The organism is Dysgonomonas sp. UBA7710, from assembly GCF_002482385.1.
GTDB lineage: Bacteria > Bacteroidota > Bacteroidia > Bacteroidales > Dysgonomonadaceae > Dysgonomonas.
This window is the reverse complement of record NZ_DLFW01000012.1, coordinates 1-16884: the sequence shown is the minus strand read 5'-3', so window position 1 is coordinate 16884 and position 16884 is coordinate 1. Positions and strand designations below refer to the sequence as shown.

Genomic DNA, 16884 nt, shown 5'->3' with positions numbered 1-16884 from the left:
AGTACCTATCTGTCCCCGAATTCGGACTTTGACGGCTATATATTCTTTTATACGCTGGATGGCGAGCTTATAAACGGCCGAATGTACGAGGGAGGAAAAATAACGGGAACTATTAACTCTCCGGTCGAGGGGAAGAAGACAAAGATAATGATGGCTTATCAAATGGCTATCAGGTATTCATGGGAACAAACAGCAGGAGGTATTATTGACGGCGAATTTAAGACTACTGAACCTAAAACTCATTCAGAAATAGTTTATGTAACGGTGTATAAAGATAACGGCATAGGAATCAATAATACACCTCCACCCCCGACACCTCCTACAATACCTAGCAGTGGAGGAGGGAATGGTAGCTATACGGGTAATAATCCCAAGCTAAAATTAACGCCGTTACCTTTAGATGCAATAGAAGAGCCAACCGACCCATGTAAAAGCATGACAAATAAAATATTATCGGCGGATTTCAAAAAAGCGATAACCGATTTACAGGGTCTTACAGGAAGTAATTACGAAGGAGGCAGGGCGTATTCTTATAAAGATGGTAAGTACACTTTTACTAACCATAATGGAAGCGCGGGAAAACCGGAAATCAATTATAATCCTACAAATATTTCCAAAATAGACGGGTTTATACATTCGCACTACGATGGCCTGCTGAAAACCTTTTCTCCGTCTGATTTGGTGGTTCCATATGTTTGGTTTGTAAAAAACAGTGGAATAAATAATATGAACACTTTTTCGTTGGGGCTGGTGACAAGCGAAGGTACTTATTTCCTATATATATCCGATTGGACAAAATACAGGGAGTTTGGGCAAACATATGGAGCTAATGAAGAAAAATTAGATGCATTATCTTTTATGTATGAAAATGTCTATAAGATTAGTACATCGGCCAGCGCCGCTGTTTCGATGCAAAATTTGGTAAAACTTTTGAATGTAACGGATTCCGGATTGACATTGATGAAGGATGTGGGAGATAATAAATACAGTATTGTGACAACAGACAGTAAAGGGAATGTAAAATATACTAATTGTAATTAATATGAAAAAGCAAATAATATTTCTAATCACTTTTTTGATTTCTCTATGCGGTTTCGGACAGGAAATTTCTAAATTGTCCTATGATTCCAAAATATTGGAAGGTACATGGGTAGCTGTATCCGGTAATAAATCGTATGAAATAACCTTTGTAAAAGGGACAATATATTTTAATCTTAAAAAAATAAAGACAACGACGGAAGCAATTTTTGGTTCGATAAAGTATCTGGAAGATAACAAGGTGATAAAAAGCGTGGATATAAAAGGATTAGGTTCTAATCCTATATCTGTATCTTATAGCGGTATAGACCGGAAGTTTGAGATTCGTTATAGTGAATTTGGAAATGGCAAAAGAATAAACGGGAAAGTTAAATTCGATATAGATGCTGACGGAACAACAGCTCATTGGTATTCTTTATATAAGACCAGGTTAATAGATACTGAAAATTATACACCTAAAGAAGATTTTGATATCCCTAAAGAACTGACTTTTACAAAGAAGCCGTCGACTAAAAGCCAGAGCAATCAACCTGCGCCTCATTTTGAGTTTCCGTGAAATTGACTTTTATAAAGAAACAACGAATATAAATCAGGGCAGAAACAAAAATTCTGCTCTGATTATTCATTGATAATATAGAATGAGATAGATATGAAAAAAATAATCATTTTAGTTTTTATTATCTCTTTAATAATCAATATTTTACTATCAAAATCAACAAATTTAACGGAACACTTGTTAAACAGACGACAAAGTCTGCAGGACAAAGGACTATGGATTGTATAGATGATGCTTATACTAATCATGGTTGGGCTAGTGTATTTCTTACAATAGAAACCGCCTTTATACCTTGGACTGGAGTAGCTATTGCTGCAGCTTGTGCAGGGGGAAATATCTAAATTATAAATAAAATGGTTAAAATATTATACTTTTCAGCATTAATATTAGGATTTATTCCCGTCATTATTTTCTCTTATATATATCACAGCAGTTCATATTTAGTGACTACTTTAGCTTTTTATATTATTGTATATAAACCGCTTGTAGATTATATATACATAAAGAAAAGAAAGCTATATACGGAAGGAAATATTTTAAAGAAATATCCATTTTGGAGTCCAAAGTTATTGCGGAAAATGTATTTTGAGTAAGATTAAAGTAGTTATATTAACAATAAAGGGGCTGTCTCAAAAGTAATATTGCGTTAGCAAAGTATTACTTCCTATTGTCATTCTGAACGGAGTGAAGAATCTCGTTTCGTTGCTGATTGTTGAATTATTAATTCTTATTAACTATGAGATTCTTCATTTCGCTCACGCTTCATTCAGAATGACAATACTGATGTTGTCTTTTTTAATACTGTATACGACTGAATATTAGGAATATAAAATCTTCCGACCACTCGTGGAGCAAATCTACTCTTTTTATTTATTAGGATGAAGATAATTTCTTCTTATGGGTAGAATATTACAAAGGAATAAATTATTTGCTGTAAACTTGTATCCAGCCACCATAATTTTATCTATATACACAGATAACAAGGGTGTTATACAACAAAAAGGTAACAGAATAAAAAGGTTGAAAAGGTTGTTACCTTTACATACGCTTCGCTCCTGTGACCGTTGGTTGTTACTTTTTAAAAAGTAGTAAGTATTGAGTAATAAGTTGAAAGTTATATGAGATGCGAGTAGACAAGACACGAGATACAAGTTGTTAACTGATAACTGTTGACTGTTAACTGATATTTCTGTTACCTTTGTTACCTTTTGAGTATAAAGCAATGAGTAATAGGCAGTAAGTCAAATTGGAGTGAGGCAAAACAGTGTTCGGCATCAGCCAATTAAAGATTGACAAAGTATAGGCGAGTCAAAATCGGCGAAGCCAAAAAGTTGTATTTCGGCTAACTGTTTACTGATTTTTCTGTTACCTTTGTTACATTTTAACAGTTACAAGTTACTTCGCCCTGCGGGCAGATACGAGTTACAAGTAAACAAGATACGAGATACAAGTTGTTAACTGTTGACTGTAAATAGTGTTACCTTTGTTACTTTTTAACTAAATGTGGTTAATAAATATATAAATAATTGCACGTTAACAGCTAATTAGAAATCCTGATTAGCATAATTTTAATAGACATGAAAAGAATAAGTATCTACTCTATTATCCTAACTTCTATATTGATTTTTATCAGTGCCTGTAGTGAGTCGAATCCTCATTTTCTGAAAAACGAGAAATACAGAAAAGAAGTGCACGAGCAATTCCTTAAACGAAAAGAACTGGCTGCCGGTCGTAGCGAACAACTATTCTCCGTACTCGACAAGCCAGATTTGCCGATAGAAAAAAGGGAGGCTTTAGAATTTCTGTACGCTTATATGCCGCTCTCCGATCTGGCTGATTATGACGGTGATTTTTTTCTCGGGCAGGTAGACGCCGCATTCAATGCCCGTGACTATTTTGATTGGGGAAAGAAAATACCTGATGATATTTTCCGTCATTTCGTACTGGTTTACCGGGTAAACAATGAAAATCTGGATACTGCGCGCCAGGTCTTTTTCGAAGAATTAAAAGACCGGGTAAAGAACCTGACAATGGAACAAGCAGTCCTCGAAGTCAATCACTGGTGCCACGAGAAAGTGACATACAGAGGAACGGACGGACGCACATCTTCCCCTCTGGCTTTAGCCAAAACCTCCTGGGGGCGTTGCGGGGAAGAATCCACATTTACCACAGCAGCCTTACGGGCCGTAGGCATTCCTGCCCGTCAATGCTACACTCCACGTTGGGTACACACCGACGACAACCACGCATGGGTTGAAGCATGGGTTGATGGAAAGTGGCACTATATCGGTGCCTGTGAGCCGGAGCCGGAGCTGGATGTAGCTTGGTTCTCGGCGCCTGTAAAGCGGGCAATGATGGTACATACCAATGTCTTCGGTTTATACAATGGCCCTGAAGAAAAAAATGTACAAACCGGCCTGTATTCCGTAATCAATCTATTGGGAAACTATACTGCTACCCGTGATGTAAAAGTAAAAGTTGTGGACGAAGCCGGTAAGCCGGTAGCCGGAGCTGCGGTAAACTTTAATGTATATAATTATGCAGAATTTTATCCTATTGCTAAAAGTATAACAAAAGAGGACGGTAGCGCGTCCATTGTTTCCGGTATGGGAGACATACTCGTGTGGGCGAATAAAGACGATATATACGGCTATGCAAAATCGACACCGAATGGCGGGGAATTAACAGTTACCCTAAAAGAAAAACAAGGCGGGGAATTTGAAGAGTCCATTATTATGGAAGCCCCGGCCGAACAATCTGTAAAAGAACTATCCGCCGAAAAGATAGCAGAGAACGCGAAACGTCTTGCCCATGAAGATTCTATTCGTAATGCTTATATGAATACATTTATAAATGAGGCCGATGCCCGCAAATTTGCCGGAGAGAATAACCTGAATGCTGATAAAACCTGGGAATATTTATCAAAATCGCAGGGAAACTGGCAGGAGATATCCGCATTCCTTAAATCTCAGAAAAGCAACGGATATTTATATCCATTCATAGAATCATTAAAAGACAAAGACTTGCGCGACACCCCTGCAAATTATTTATCAGACCATCTGGATGTCACCGGCTCCTGGCCGGGAGAAATCCCTGATTCCCATAAGCGTTATGCCCAATATATATTGTCACCCCGAATCAGTCTGGAACTAATCCGTCCGTGGCGCGGTTATTTCAAAAAGGTACTGACTGAGGATTTTATCAACAAATCACGTTCCGATATACAGACTGTCGTAGATTTTGTCCGCTCCAATATAAAAGTGGATAATGAACAAAACTACTTCAAATGTCCTGTTTCACCCCAAGGAGTATATGAATTAAAAGTTTCCGATAAACACTCGAGAGATATATTCTTTGTCGCCTTATGCCGTTCGATGGATATACTGACACGTATAGACCCTGCTACCAGCCGCCCTCAATATCTCAGAGCAGAAGATAATCTGTGGACAGATGTATTTTTTGAAGAACAAGCCGCGGAAAAGCCAAAAGGGAGCATAACATTTACAAGCGCGAAGGATAATATTGTAAAACCGGGATACTATACCCATTTTACAATCGCCCGCTTCGAAAATGGAAATTTTGTCACACTGGATTATGAGAACGAGATAAAAAGCCTGCCTGCAAAAATATCCGTTGACGAAGGGTATTACCGTATAATGACAGGCAGCAGGGGAAATGATGGTTCTGTAACCATTGACACACGCTACATAGAAGTGAAAGGCAAGGAGTCCAGAATCATAGAAATCAAACTGCCTAAGGTGGAAGGACGTATTCAGGTACAAGGTATTGTAGACCCGAACACTATAGTCACGTTGAATGACGGCAGTAAAAAAACACTGAAAGAACTGACTAACAAAAAAGGTCTGGTTATCTGCTTCGCCGATCCTGACAAAGAGCCGACCAAGCATATTCTTCAGGATCTGCCGGCCGTGCAGCAGGCTATTGAAGACTGGAACGGTGGTATATTATTTGCCGTACCTGACGATAAACTAAGCAAGGCATTTGATGCCTCTGTGTTTAAAGGCCTACCTAAGCAATCGTTATGGATGACGGACAATAACCGTGTATTGCTTAATTCTGTCGCAGGAGCTTTGCAAATAGAATTCTCCAATAATTTTCCTCTGACGATTTATTTATCAACAAGCGGAGGCATATTATATTCGTCGCAGGGTTATCGTATTGGCATCGGAGAAAATATACTTAAAACAATAGAAGAAGAAAAAGCTACAAAGAAATAGCCTTAGGAAGAAACAATTATAACCTAACGACCATCATTTTGATGGCCGTTATGGTTATGATATTAATGTCGGCTCTGTTCAACCTTTATTATTCAGCTTATAGCTTAATGCGCCGGAAGGACATTTGTTTATCTGAGCAATTAATTGTTCTGTTGTCGCATTTCCGGGTTTTACCCAGGGCCTGTCTTTAGGATTATATACCTCGGGCAGCATTCTCACACAAACACCTGCATGCTGGCAAAGCTGCGGTTGCCATATGATGGTGAGTTCACCATTGGTGTATTCGATTTTCTTTTCCATGTCTTTAGTTTTGTATATTTAGTTGATCTTACTATTTCCTCCGAATCACACGTTGAAGCCTTTCATAACAAGACGTCTCCAGTCCGGATGCTTTTTGATATATCCTGCCACGAAAGGACAAAGAGGGATAAGGCGTAGCTCATTCTTCTCTATATCTTCAAGTACTTTTTCGACAAGCCGGCTGCCTATCCCCTGACCTTCGAGTGCAACAGGAACTTCAGTATGGGTGAGGTATATTTCGCCGTTATTTGTTTTTATATATTCTATCTTAGCAAGATATTTTCCCACATGAAACTCATATTGGTTTCCGTCTGTATTGTTGATTAATTCATAGTTTTCCATTGCTGAATAGTCTATTTGGTTTGTAACTAATTTATAAACGTCCTGTTGCCACATATTGTTTATCTCTTTGTAGAGTGTGAAGGATGAGCCATAAGCAATATATAATATCAAATTCCGTATACTATTAGCGGATTGATTCGCGCTTGTCCGAAAAAATAAGACATAAAAAAGACAGACCTTCTTAGTCTGTCTTCTCTGATAATATATTTTCACCCCTTTATTCCAATCCAAAACCATAATTCCGTCCTTTTTCTGTAGCTGGCACCCCGGTTTTCATCCAGACAGGCATTGGGTCGCCTTTCAGATAATGGTCGAAAAACTGCTGTAAACGTATGCTCAGATCCTTGGTATTTCTCCGCTCTTTCAGATTGTGCGCCTCATTATTGTATTGAAGCATCCATACCGGCTTCTGTAAACGGCGGAGAGCCATAAAATATTCGATACCCTGATACCACGGCACAGCGCCGTCCTTATCGTTGTGCATGATAAGCAAAGGAGTCTGCACTTTATCGGCAAAGAAAACCGGAGAATTTTCCTTATATAGTTCCGGAGCGTCCCACATAGTAGCACCGATACGCGATTGTGTCTGCTCATACTGAAACTGACGGCTCATTCCCGTATCCCAACGGATACCTCCGTATGCACTGAACATATTGGATACAGGCGCTCCCGCCCCCGCAGCTTTGAACATATTGGTACGGGTAATCAGGTAAGCAGTCTGGTAGCCTCCCCAGCTTTGTCCTTGTATAGCCATATTATCTTTATCCACCCATGGGTTCTTAGCCAGTTCTTCCGCACCGGAAACGATAGCGTTATAGGCACTCTCGCCGGGATGGCCTGTTGTGTACACTATGTCGGGAGTAAATACAATATAGCCCCTGCTGCAATAAAACGGAATATTGATGATGGAACGGCTAGGCGCAGGAGGAAAATACTGATAAAGATTATCGGTATGCTGCTCATAGAAATAAATCATTACAGGATATTTCTTTGCGGGATCAAAATCTTCGGGTTTATATACAATACCCTGAGTTGTCTTACCATCAAACATGGTCCATGACATTAGTTCAGCCGTACCCCAGTTGTATTCTTTCATCTGTGGATTTATATCCGACAGTTTAGTCTCTGTCTTCCATAAATCAGCAGTTACATATAAATCGGGTGAAGTGTTGAAATTACTTTTCGTAAAACAATACACATCCTTACCTTTTGCCTTTACCGGCGTGGTATATGTATACTTACCCATTACCACAGGAACTACTTTCGATTTATTCCATTCATAAAATCCGGCTTCCTTACTGGTTTCATCAAAAGCAGACAGTAATAATTTTTCATCGGGTTTTATAAAGCGGCTCTCCGGATCAGTCTTAATATATCGGAGTACGATTTTCTTTTCACGCCCAATACCCTTCGTCAGATTTTCGGCTTTCTTTATTCCGTCAGGATCAAGCTTCCATATATCATATCTGTCATAAACCAGAACGGCAGCATCATTCTCCATCCATGTTGCAGGCCCATATGGATAAGGCAGCATCGGTGTATCTGTTTTCTCATCCCAAAAATTTACATCAAGGCTATTTGTCAGGCAGACTTCTTGTCCTGTTTTCGCGGAATAAGCATAGTACTTCTTATCTTCCGGAGCATACCATAAAAGATAATTTCCTTGGGGAGAGAAATAGATACGGCCTTTCAATCCGGTTTTAATAAGCTTCTTTGTATTGCTCATCAAATCGAAAAGCCAGATATCATTCCTTGAGCCTGCCCAAAGATCCCATTGCTGCTCAATTTCATATTTCAGGTCAGAAACTCCTAATGCATATTGCCCGTTATTCTCAGCGGAAATATTCACATCGGGAATTTCCTCTGTTGCCAGCTGATAAAACTTATTATTGTTTAAATCTATATATGAGAGATAAGTTTGCTTGTTTTTCTTTTCCAGTTGAACCAATTGCATCGGTTGTATCTGAGGTTCCTGCCAGTGCCAGAGATCGAGTTGAGCCTTTTCAAAATCAGGGATGGTTGTATCTTTGGGTAATTTTATGGGCGCAGTACCCAACAGTAACCGCTTCTCATCTTTACTGAAAACAGGTGAATAATTTTCACTCACACTCCATTTATCAGGTATTCCTGATGTACTTTTATCTGCCATAAGTCTGGCTGAATCGAGAGTGGTATCGAAATAGAACAGACCATACTCTTTGATTTCTTTCTTCAGACTATCAGCCGTAGCAAGGAACGTAAGTTTGTTTCCGGACTCCGACAATGCAACACTTTTATATATTGTCTTTCCTGTCGAAACTCTTTTTTTATCCAGATTACCCAGATTGATGAATAATACTCCCGGCTTATTCACTGTATCTCTGGCATTCGGTTTCAGTATAGTTGTAAAAAATTTACCGTTGCGGCTGAATACATATTCGGTCGCATGCTTAATTGTATCTTCCTTTGCTGAATAAAGATTCCGGAGAACAAGTGAATACGCCTTTACATCTTTCTTATCCTTTACTTTTATCGTATCGTCCAATGTGTAAGCTACATAATCGGAATAGTCTTTGCCTATTTTATAACTCTTCACATTCGGTATCTTAGATACGGTAAATTTATCGAGGGATATTATTGCCAGAGAGTCCTTAGGCAGTTTCTCATCGGCCGTTTTCTTTATTTTCGCCTGACGGGTTACAGCGTAAGGCGCTTTAATCTGAGCCATTACATTCTTCTGGTCAGGAGTAATAGTATATGTATAACCACGTGGTAAGACAAGTTCCTTTTGGCTTTTCAGGTTCCGGATAAGAAGAAAATCATCTCCCTCCTGTTCCTTTACTATGGCAACGCTATACTTTCCGTCATTTGTTATTTCGATATTGGAAAGGCTTTTCCATGTATCATAAACAGAATGATCCAATACTTTTTTCTGCGCCACTCCGGGCAGTACTGCCGATAATACGATACTCAGAACAGTGCACATCTGATATGCTTTCATAATTAAGGTCTTTTTAGGTTATATCATAATTGTGTAATGAAAAAGAAACCTTTTCAGGCTTCTTCTCCATACTCCATTAAATATGCTTTGATAAAATCGTCCAGATCGCCATCCATTACAGCATTCACATTGGATGTCTGATAGTTTGTCCGGTGATCCTTCACACGACGGTCGTCGAATACATAGCTGCGGATTTGTGAGCCCCATTCTATTTTCTTCTTGCCGGCCTCTATCTTAGACTGTTCGCGGCTACGTCTTTCCAGTTCCATTTCGTACAACTGCGATTTCAGCAAACGGATCGCATTATCCTTGTTTCCGAACTGGGAACGGCTTTCGGTATTCTCTATTACGATTTCTTTTTCTTCTCCGGTCTCAGGATCTTTGTATTTGTAATGAAGGCGGACCCCGGTCTCTACTTTATTTACGTTCTGGCCTCCGGCCCCACTGGAACGGAACGTATCCCATGTAATATCGGACTGATTTACTTCAATCTCGATAGTATCATCTACCAACGGCACCACATAGACAGAAGCAAACGAAGTCATACGCTTACCCTGAGCGTTATATGGCGATACACGGACAAGACGGTGCACGCCGTTCTCCGATTTCAGATAACCATATGCATACTCGCCTTCGACCTGCAATGTTGCGGTTTTGATACCTGCTTCATCGCCATCCTGCCAGTGAGTGACAGTCGTTTTATAACCTCTGGAATCGCACCATCGCTGGTACATGCGGAACAACATCGAAGCCCAGTCCTGTCCTTCGGTACCTCCTGCACCACTGTTTATTTTCAATACTGCGCCAAGTTTATCTTCTTCGCGGCGAAGCATATTTTTCAGTTCCAGGTTTTCAACAAGTTTCACAGCATTATCATATGCCGCGTCCACCTCCTCCTCAGAAGTGACACCTTCTTTCTGAAAATCGAATGCCAACTGTAATTCTTCGGCTGCACCTTTTACTTCTTCGTATCCTTCTATCCAGCCTTTGAGCCCGCGGATAATCTTCATCTGGGCTTCCGCAGTCTTTGCATCATCCCAAAAACCGGGAGCGTGCGTTCTTAATTCTTCCTCTTCGAGTTGTATTTTTTTCGCATCGACGTCAAAGATGCCTCCTTAACGCTTCCTCGCGTTCCAACACTTCTTTGAGTTGGTCTGATGTAATCATAAGTTACCTTTTAAGTTATTACTAAATTAAGATGCAAAGGTAAAAATAAGTTGTAAGTTACGGGTTATAAGTCATAAGTATTTTATAAGGGATAAAATAGCGTGTATGTTTCTTTTTTAATTCGAATCAGTAGTTTCGTTTAAATGTTCTATTCTTTTCTACTACGCGCAATCAAAGATTGCTTGTGTTCCTTTTGCCCAAAGCCGCAAAAGGAACCAAAAACGCTTTAACGCCCCGCTTCAAAGGCCGACCCGTAACGGAAAAAAAGACGAAACGGAAAAACTCGCTCTAAAAGTTGTAAAATATGAATTGGCAGATAAGCTCAAACACGTTTCCGTTTTTTCGTCTTTTAATCCTACGGGTACCCCGTCCTTGACGCTAACGGCGCGAGCTGACGCGTATTTATTCATCAAAGGGCTTGGCTTACTAAGGCGTCAGCGGATGCGCATTAGTGACGCAGGCGGGCACCTGTCCGGTGCAGTCGGCGTGGAAAGGGACGGGGCGATAGCCCGTTTGTCACTTTCAGCCGGCAAAGCGGTTGTGGCTCCCTCTCCCTTTGGAGAGGGCTGGGGGTGAGGTCGAACGGAGCGCTAGCCTTTTGGTTCGTTTTGGGCAATGCCAAAATGAACATTCTGACGGAACGAAGTGTAGTCGATAATAATTCAACGTTTTCATATATCAACCAAAACATTTTAACTATTACCCCTTCTTAATACATAGATGTTAATTAACATCTGCTTGCTTGATTTATTAAAGATATTCCCTACATTTGGTATATTGAAAAACACATTTGAACCCATTCAGGGTTTTAATATACTCTGAATATCAAACACATAAAACCTTGAAGAATGTCTTTTATCATTATCATCCTAAGTCTGGCACTGTTAATCGTGCTGATTTCATATTTTAAAGTCAACGCATTTCTGTCATTCCTGATAGTATCCATTCTTGCCGGGGTAACATTAGGCATTCCGTTAGAAAGTCTTCCTGCGTCGGTAAATAACGGTATCGGGGCTATAATGAAAGACCTCACCCTGATTATCGTATTGGGGGCTATGCTAGGCAAGTTGGTTGCCGAGAGCGGTGCCGCGCAGAAAATAGCCGGTGTAATGGTCGCTGCTTTCGGCACAAAACACATTCAATGGGGTCTGATGATAACAGGCTTTATTGTGGGCATTCCTCTTTTTTACGGAATCGGGTTTGTACTCCTTGTCCCTCTTATCTTTTCGATAGTGTATAAATATAAGTTGCCTGCTGTATATATTGGTTTACCGATGCTGGCGGCATTGTCCGTGACGCACGGATTTCTGCCGCCCCACCCTTCGCCCGTAGCATTAGTATCAATGTTTAAGGCGGATATAGGTATGACTTTAATTTATGGCCTTGTTGTAGCCATTCCTGCAATTATTCTCGCGGGTCCTGTTTTTTCCAAAACACTCAAGAATATTAAATCCGGTCCTGTAACTCTATTCGAGCAAAAAGAGACTACCGGAAATTTTGGAACACCGGGTAAAGCAAACAGTTTTATCAGTGCAACATTACCTGTATTCCTGTTGATATTAGTAACGGTTATACCACTATGCTTTCCCAATATGAGCACGGGGATAAAATCCTTTGTATCATTTATCGGAGCTCCGTCACTTGTTATGCTGATAGCAGTTATTGCTGCCACATATACGCTGGGAATACGACAGGGAAGGGGTATCAAAGACGTTATGGATATATATGGCGATGCAGTGAAAGATATTGCCATGATATTGCTTATTATTGCCGGAGCAGGTATCTTCAAGCAAATAATGGAAGATAGCGGTGTAAGCACCGAACTGGCCAATAATCTGGAGCAATTACCTGTTCACCCGCTTATTCTGGGCTGGCTGATTGCAGCTATTATAAGAGGCTGTGTCGGTTCTGCTACAGTAGCGGCCCTCACTGCTGCCGGAGTCATTATGCCGTTGGTTATCCAGTCGGGAGTGAACCCGAATCTGATGGTCTTGTCGTTGGGTGCAGGCAGTTTAATGTTTTCGCATGTGAACGATGCCGGCTTCTGGATGTTTAAAGAATACTTCAACCTGAGTCTGAAAGATACAATCAAATCGTGGTCGGTGATGGAAGCGATTGTTTCTGTTGTCGGATTAACAGGTGTACTGATACTGAGTTTTATCATATAAAAAATATTAATAATTAAAAGAATAAATTATGAGTACTTACAATGCTGATGAACAATTTGAAAAATTAGGTCTGACACTTCCGCCGGCTCCCGCCCCCAAAGGAGTTTACAAGCCATGTATTATAGACGGGAAATATCTCTATTTGTCGGGGCACGGCCCTGTGCAAGACGATAAATCACTAATTATCGGACGGATAGGGAGAGAACTTTCACAGGAAGAAGGAAAACTGGCTGCGCGCCAGGTCGGACTAACAATGTTATCTACGATCAAAACCAACCTTGGCAGCCTGAATAAAGTGAAACGGGTGATAAAAGTATTGGGAATGGTAAATTGTACTTCCGATTTTGAATATCATCCGTATATCATCAACGGATGTAGTGAACTCTTTGCTTCGGTATGGGGTGAAGAGAATGGGATAGGAACCAGAAGCGCTGTAGGCTTTGGCTCTTTACCGGATAATATTCCGGTTGAGATAGAAGCTTTGTTTGAATTATACTGATATATCTTTATCTATAACTATATAAGCTCCTTCTTCAGATGGATTTTTTGTAGTTCTTTGATAAGTCAGTATAAAAATGCTTACAGATAAAATTATGTCAAAGTTGTCAACTTTGTCAAGTTTTAACAAAAAAGACTTTAAAGCAAGAACTCTAAGATTTAAGCAAAGGAGATAAAAGTTGACAGAACAGAAAAGTGAAAAATGTGTCAGGTTTGTCAGGTTTTGGAGGAAAGGCTAATAGCTGAAGGCTATCAGCTAAAAGCTAATTTTGTGTCAGATATGTCAAGTTTTAACAATTTACATTTAAATAAGATTTATGGCCGATTGGTATAAAATAAACAATATAGAACAGATTGATTCCCCTGCCCTTGTGGTATATCCGGAACGGATTCAGGAGAATATAGATCTGGCAATACGGATAGCCGGGGGGACAGATAAACTCCGTCCTCATGTGAAAACAAATAAGATGAGGGAAGTTTGTGCCATGATGCTGAAATCGGGTATCACCAAATATAAATGTGCTACCATAGCCGAGGCGGAGATGCTGGCATTGGCGAATGCACCCGATGTATTACTTGCATATCAGCCCGTAGGTCCCAAAATTGCACGCCTGATAGAATTGATAAAAGCATATCCCGATACAAAATTTTCCTGCCTTGTCGATAACCAAGAAAATGCAGTAGCCATTTCCGGTTTATGCAGAGAAAATAATATCACAATGGATATCTTCATCGATCTTAACATTGGGATGAACAGGACAGGGATCAAGCCCGAAAAAGCAATAGATCTGGTCAAAGCCATTACAGCTCTGACTCAGATTCGTATTGCAGGGTTACATGGCTATGATGGGCATATACACGATGAAGACATAGAGATACGCCGCAAAAACAGCGATATTTCATATGCTTTAGCAGAAAAGACATATAAGGAAATCAAGCCCTTGCTACTCTATCCTATCATCCTGGTTATGGGCGGAACGCCGACATTCCCGATGCATATACACCGTGAGAATTGCGAGTGTAGTCCGGGTACGTTTGTATTCTGGGACTGGGGATACAAACATATGCTTGAAGACTTGCCTTTCAAATATGCAGCAGTAGTTATCAGCAGGGTGATTTCTATTATTGACTCAACACATATATGCGTTGACTTAGGACATAAGTCTGTCGCAGCCGAAAATCCATTACCGAGAGTCCATTTTTTTAATGCAAGTGAAGCATCACCTGTTGCTCAAAGTGAAGAGCACCTTGTATTAAGTGTTCCTGACAGTAATATATATCGGATAGGAACAGTCTTATACGGAATTCCGGTTCATATATGCCCTACTGTTGCCTTATATGATAAGGCATATGTGGTAGACCATAATGAGAAGATAAACGAGTGGAAAATAATAGCAAGAAACCGTTATATAAATTATTAAACCTTAAAGAATGTCTAAACTATTTTTTGTAGATGCACACCTCGATCTTAGCATGAATGCCCTGGAATGGAACAGGGATTTACGCTGGCCGGTCGAAGAAATTAATAAGAGCGAAGCAGGTATGACCGACAAGCCTGACAGGTCAAGAGCAACAACAACTTTTCCCGAACTGAGGAAAGGAAATATCGGTTTGGTCGTTGCCACACAAATCGGGCGTGTTATAGAAAAAAACGGATCTCTGCCGGGTGCAGGCTGGCACTCTCCGGAACAGGCCTGGGCACAGACTCAAGGCCAGTTAGCGTGGTACAAAGCGATGGAGGAAGAAGGACAGATGGTAATGATAAGAGACAAAGAGTCTTTAGAAAAGCATCTGGCTCTATGGATGAATGACGAACCCAATGGCGATAAACCGATAGGTTATATTTTAAGCCTCGAAGGAGCTGATTCAATAATAAATGTAAGCTATGTAGAAAAAGCTTATAACTATGGATTGAGAGCTATCGGCCCGGCCCATTACGGTCCCGGAAGATATGCGAATGGCACAGATTCTTCAGGGCGGCTCAACCAAATGGGAATAGAATTGCTGAAAGAGATGGAACGCTTGGGCATGATTCTCGATGCAACACACCTTAACGATGATGCATTCTGGCATGCACTGGAAATATATAAAGGAAACATTTGGGCAAGTCATAACAATTGCCGGGCATTTGTGAATCATAACCGACAGTTCAGTGATGAGATGATTAAAGCTCTGATCGAACGCGGAGCTGTTATTGGAATAGCGCTGGATGCATGGATGATGGTTCCTAACTGGGTTCGTGGCGTCTCCACTCCTGAGGGGATGAACTGCAATCTGGAAATAATGATAAATAATATAGACCGGGTTTGTCAGATAGCAGGAAATACAGATCACGCGGCAGTAGGAAGTGATCTTGATGGCGCTTTCGGTACGGAACAATGTCCTTATGACCTGAAAACAATTGCCGACTTACAGAAAATCCCACAGATGTTGAAGAACAGGGGGTATAGTAGTCATGATATTGAGAAAATAGCATCCGGAAACTGGATTCGCTTTATGAAAAAAGCTCTGTAAACACACAGAGAACTATAATCTATAAAAGACCTGAAAATTGATATTCAGGTCTTTCATTATTAGACAGACAGGATATCCTGCTTATATTTTGTACTTTTGTCTAAGTTATCTAACGGAATTAATTCACTTCATGATAAAAGCAATATTTTTTGATATAGACGGTACCTTAGTAAGCTTCAAAACCCACTGCATGCCCGAATCCACTGTTAAGGCAATTGAGGAAATTCGTAAAAAAGGAATAAAAGTGTTCGTTGCCACGGGTCGGCACTTCTCAGCAATCAATAATTTAGGAGATGTATCCTTTGATGGTTATATTACGATGAATGGCTGTTATTGCCTCGCCGGAAAAGATAAGGTTATATTCAAACAAAGCATTCCTCAATCTGACATAGAGACTTTTATAGATTATCTGGAAAATATCGATATATTTCCCTGTCTATTTGTTGAAGAGAATAAGCTATCTGTAAATATGGTGAATACAGATGTTCAATATTTATTCAAGCTTCTGAATTTTATAGAGATACCTACCAAACCATTGGAATACTATAGAGATAAAGAATTATTCCAACTTACCGCATTCTTTACAAAAGAACAAGAAGAACATGTCATGCAATCCTTGCCTAATGGTAGTGCTATGCGTTGGTATCCCACATTTGCAGATGTAATATCAACAGGGATTGATAAGGGGGTGGGAATTGATAAGATTGGTGAATATTTTGGTTTTACAGCGAGCGAAACAATCGCTTTCGGCGACGGTGGCAATGATGTAGAAATGCTTCGTTATGCCGGAATTGGAGTAGCGATGGGAAATGCCGATGACTCGGTTAAAAGTATAGCAGATTATGTAACAGATTCTGTTGATAATGATGGCATATTAAAAGCTTTGCAACACTTCGAGATTATATAAAGGTAAAACTCAATTCAATAAAAGACTAAGATTCTAAAAAGTGTATATTCTGGATTCTATTTTATCTATACCCAGAATAAGCATCCATATTGCGAAATCCTAGCTCTTTGAAATATTTTTTTTAGATAAAAGTTTTCGGAAATACATATAGCTATCAGTATGATAATCCATGTGGT

General features: G+C 40.0%; 14 protein-coding genes. 9 read left to right on the top strand and 5 right to left on the bottom strand.

The window, feature by feature from the left end:
• The 4 genes from B3317_RS04490 to B3317_RS04475 form a co-directional block, all read left to right on the top strand.
• The coding region (locus B3317_RS04490) for a hypothetical protein (protein WP_291109041.1) at positions 1-1041 on the top strand (1041 nt) is incomplete at its 5' end.
• Position 1042: 1 nt separating this feature from the next.
• Complete coding sequence (locus B3317_RS04485; protein WP_291109039.1) at positions 1043-1594, top strand: DUF6705 family protein; 552 nt, start codon at positions 1043-1045, stop codon at positions 1592-1594.
• Positions 1595-1809: 215 nt separating this feature from the next.
• Positions 1810-1935 (top strand): hypothetical protein, encoded by a 126-nt coding sequence (locus B3317_RS04480; protein WP_291109038.1) that lies wholly within the window; start codon positions 1810-1812, stop codon positions 1933-1935.
• A 1236-nt stretch (positions 1936-3171) separates the two neighbouring features.
• Positions 3172-5832 carry a transglutaminase domain-containing protein gene (locus tag B3317_RS04475; RefSeq protein WP_291109037.1) on the top strand — a complete coding sequence of 887 codons (2661 nt, stop codon included), beginning with the start codon at positions 3172-3174 and terminating at the stop codon, positions 5830-5832.
• A 78-nt stretch (positions 5833-5910) separates the two neighbouring features.
• Here the strand turns inward: B3317_RS04475 and B3317_RS04470 are convergent, their stop codons facing one another.
• From B3317_RS04470 to B3317_RS04450, 5 genes are all read right to left on the bottom strand, one after another.
• A complete protein-coding gene (locus B3317_RS04470; protein ID WP_291109034.1) occupies positions 5911-6132 on the bottom strand; it encodes a (4Fe-4S)-binding protein in 222 nt (73 codons plus the stop codon).
• 45 nt (positions 6133-6177) lie between these two features.
• A complete protein-coding gene (locus tag B3317_RS04465; RefSeq protein WP_291109043.1) occupies positions 6178-6474 on the bottom strand; it encodes a GNAT family N-acetyltransferase in 297 nt (98 codons plus the stop codon).
• A gap of 217 nt (positions 6475-6691) precedes the next feature.
• Complete coding sequence (locus B3317_RS04460) at positions 6692-9454, bottom strand: S9 family peptidase (protein WP_291109032.1); 2763 nt, start codon at positions 9452-9454, stop codon at positions 6692-6694.
• Between the two features lie 53 nt (positions 9455-9507).
• Positions 9508-10621 (bottom strand): peptide chain release factor 2 gene (prfB, locus tag B3317_RS04455; protein WP_291109030.1). Its coding sequence is split into 2 segments (ribosomal slippage): positions 9508-10557 and positions 10559-10621, totalling 1113 coding nucleotides; the frame shifts between segments, so codons are not numbered across the junction.
• 448 nt (positions 10622-11069) lie between these two features.
• Entirely contained in the window at positions 11070-11312 is a 243-nt protein-coding gene (locus B3317_RS04450; RefSeq protein WP_291109028.1) for a hypothetical protein, read from the bottom strand.
• A gap of 157 nt (positions 11313-11469) precedes the next feature.
• Between B3317_RS04450 and B3317_RS04445 the strand changes: the two genes are divergently transcribed.
• The 5 genes from B3317_RS04445 to B3317_RS04425 all read left to right on the top strand — a co-directional run bounded on the left by B3317_RS04445 (position 11470) and on the right by B3317_RS04425 (position 16708).
• The gene (locus B3317_RS04445) at positions 11470-12789 is read left to right on the top strand and encodes a gluconate:H+ symporter (RefSeq protein WP_291109026.1); all 1320 of its coding nucleotides are present in this window, start codon (positions 11470-11472) and stop codon (positions 12787-12789) included.
• A gap of 28 nt (positions 12790-12817) precedes the next feature.
• On the top strand, positions 12818-13288 hold the full coding sequence (locus B3317_RS04440) for a RidA family protein (protein ID WP_291109024.1): 471 nt from the start codon (positions 12818-12820) through the stop codon (positions 13286-13288).
• A 316-nt stretch (positions 13289-13604) separates the two neighbouring features.
• Positions 13605-14708 carry a D-TA family PLP-dependent enzyme gene (locus B3317_RS04435; RefSeq protein WP_291109022.1) on the top strand — a complete coding sequence of 368 codons (1104 nt, stop codon included), beginning with the start codon at positions 13605-13607 and terminating at the stop codon, positions 14706-14708.
• Between the two features lie 10 nt (positions 14709-14718).
• Positions 14719-15801, top strand: coding sequence for a dipeptidase (locus B3317_RS04430; protein WP_291109020.1), 1083 nt, complete (start codon positions 14719-14721; stop codon positions 15799-15801).
• A gap of 130 nt (positions 15802-15931) precedes the next feature.
• Positions 15932-16708, top strand: a complete 777-nt coding sequence (locus B3317_RS04425) for a Cof-type HAD-IIB family hydrolase (RefSeq protein WP_291109018.1) — start codon at positions 15932-15934, stop codon at positions 16706-16708.
• Positions 16709-16884: the final 176 nt, after the last annotated feature.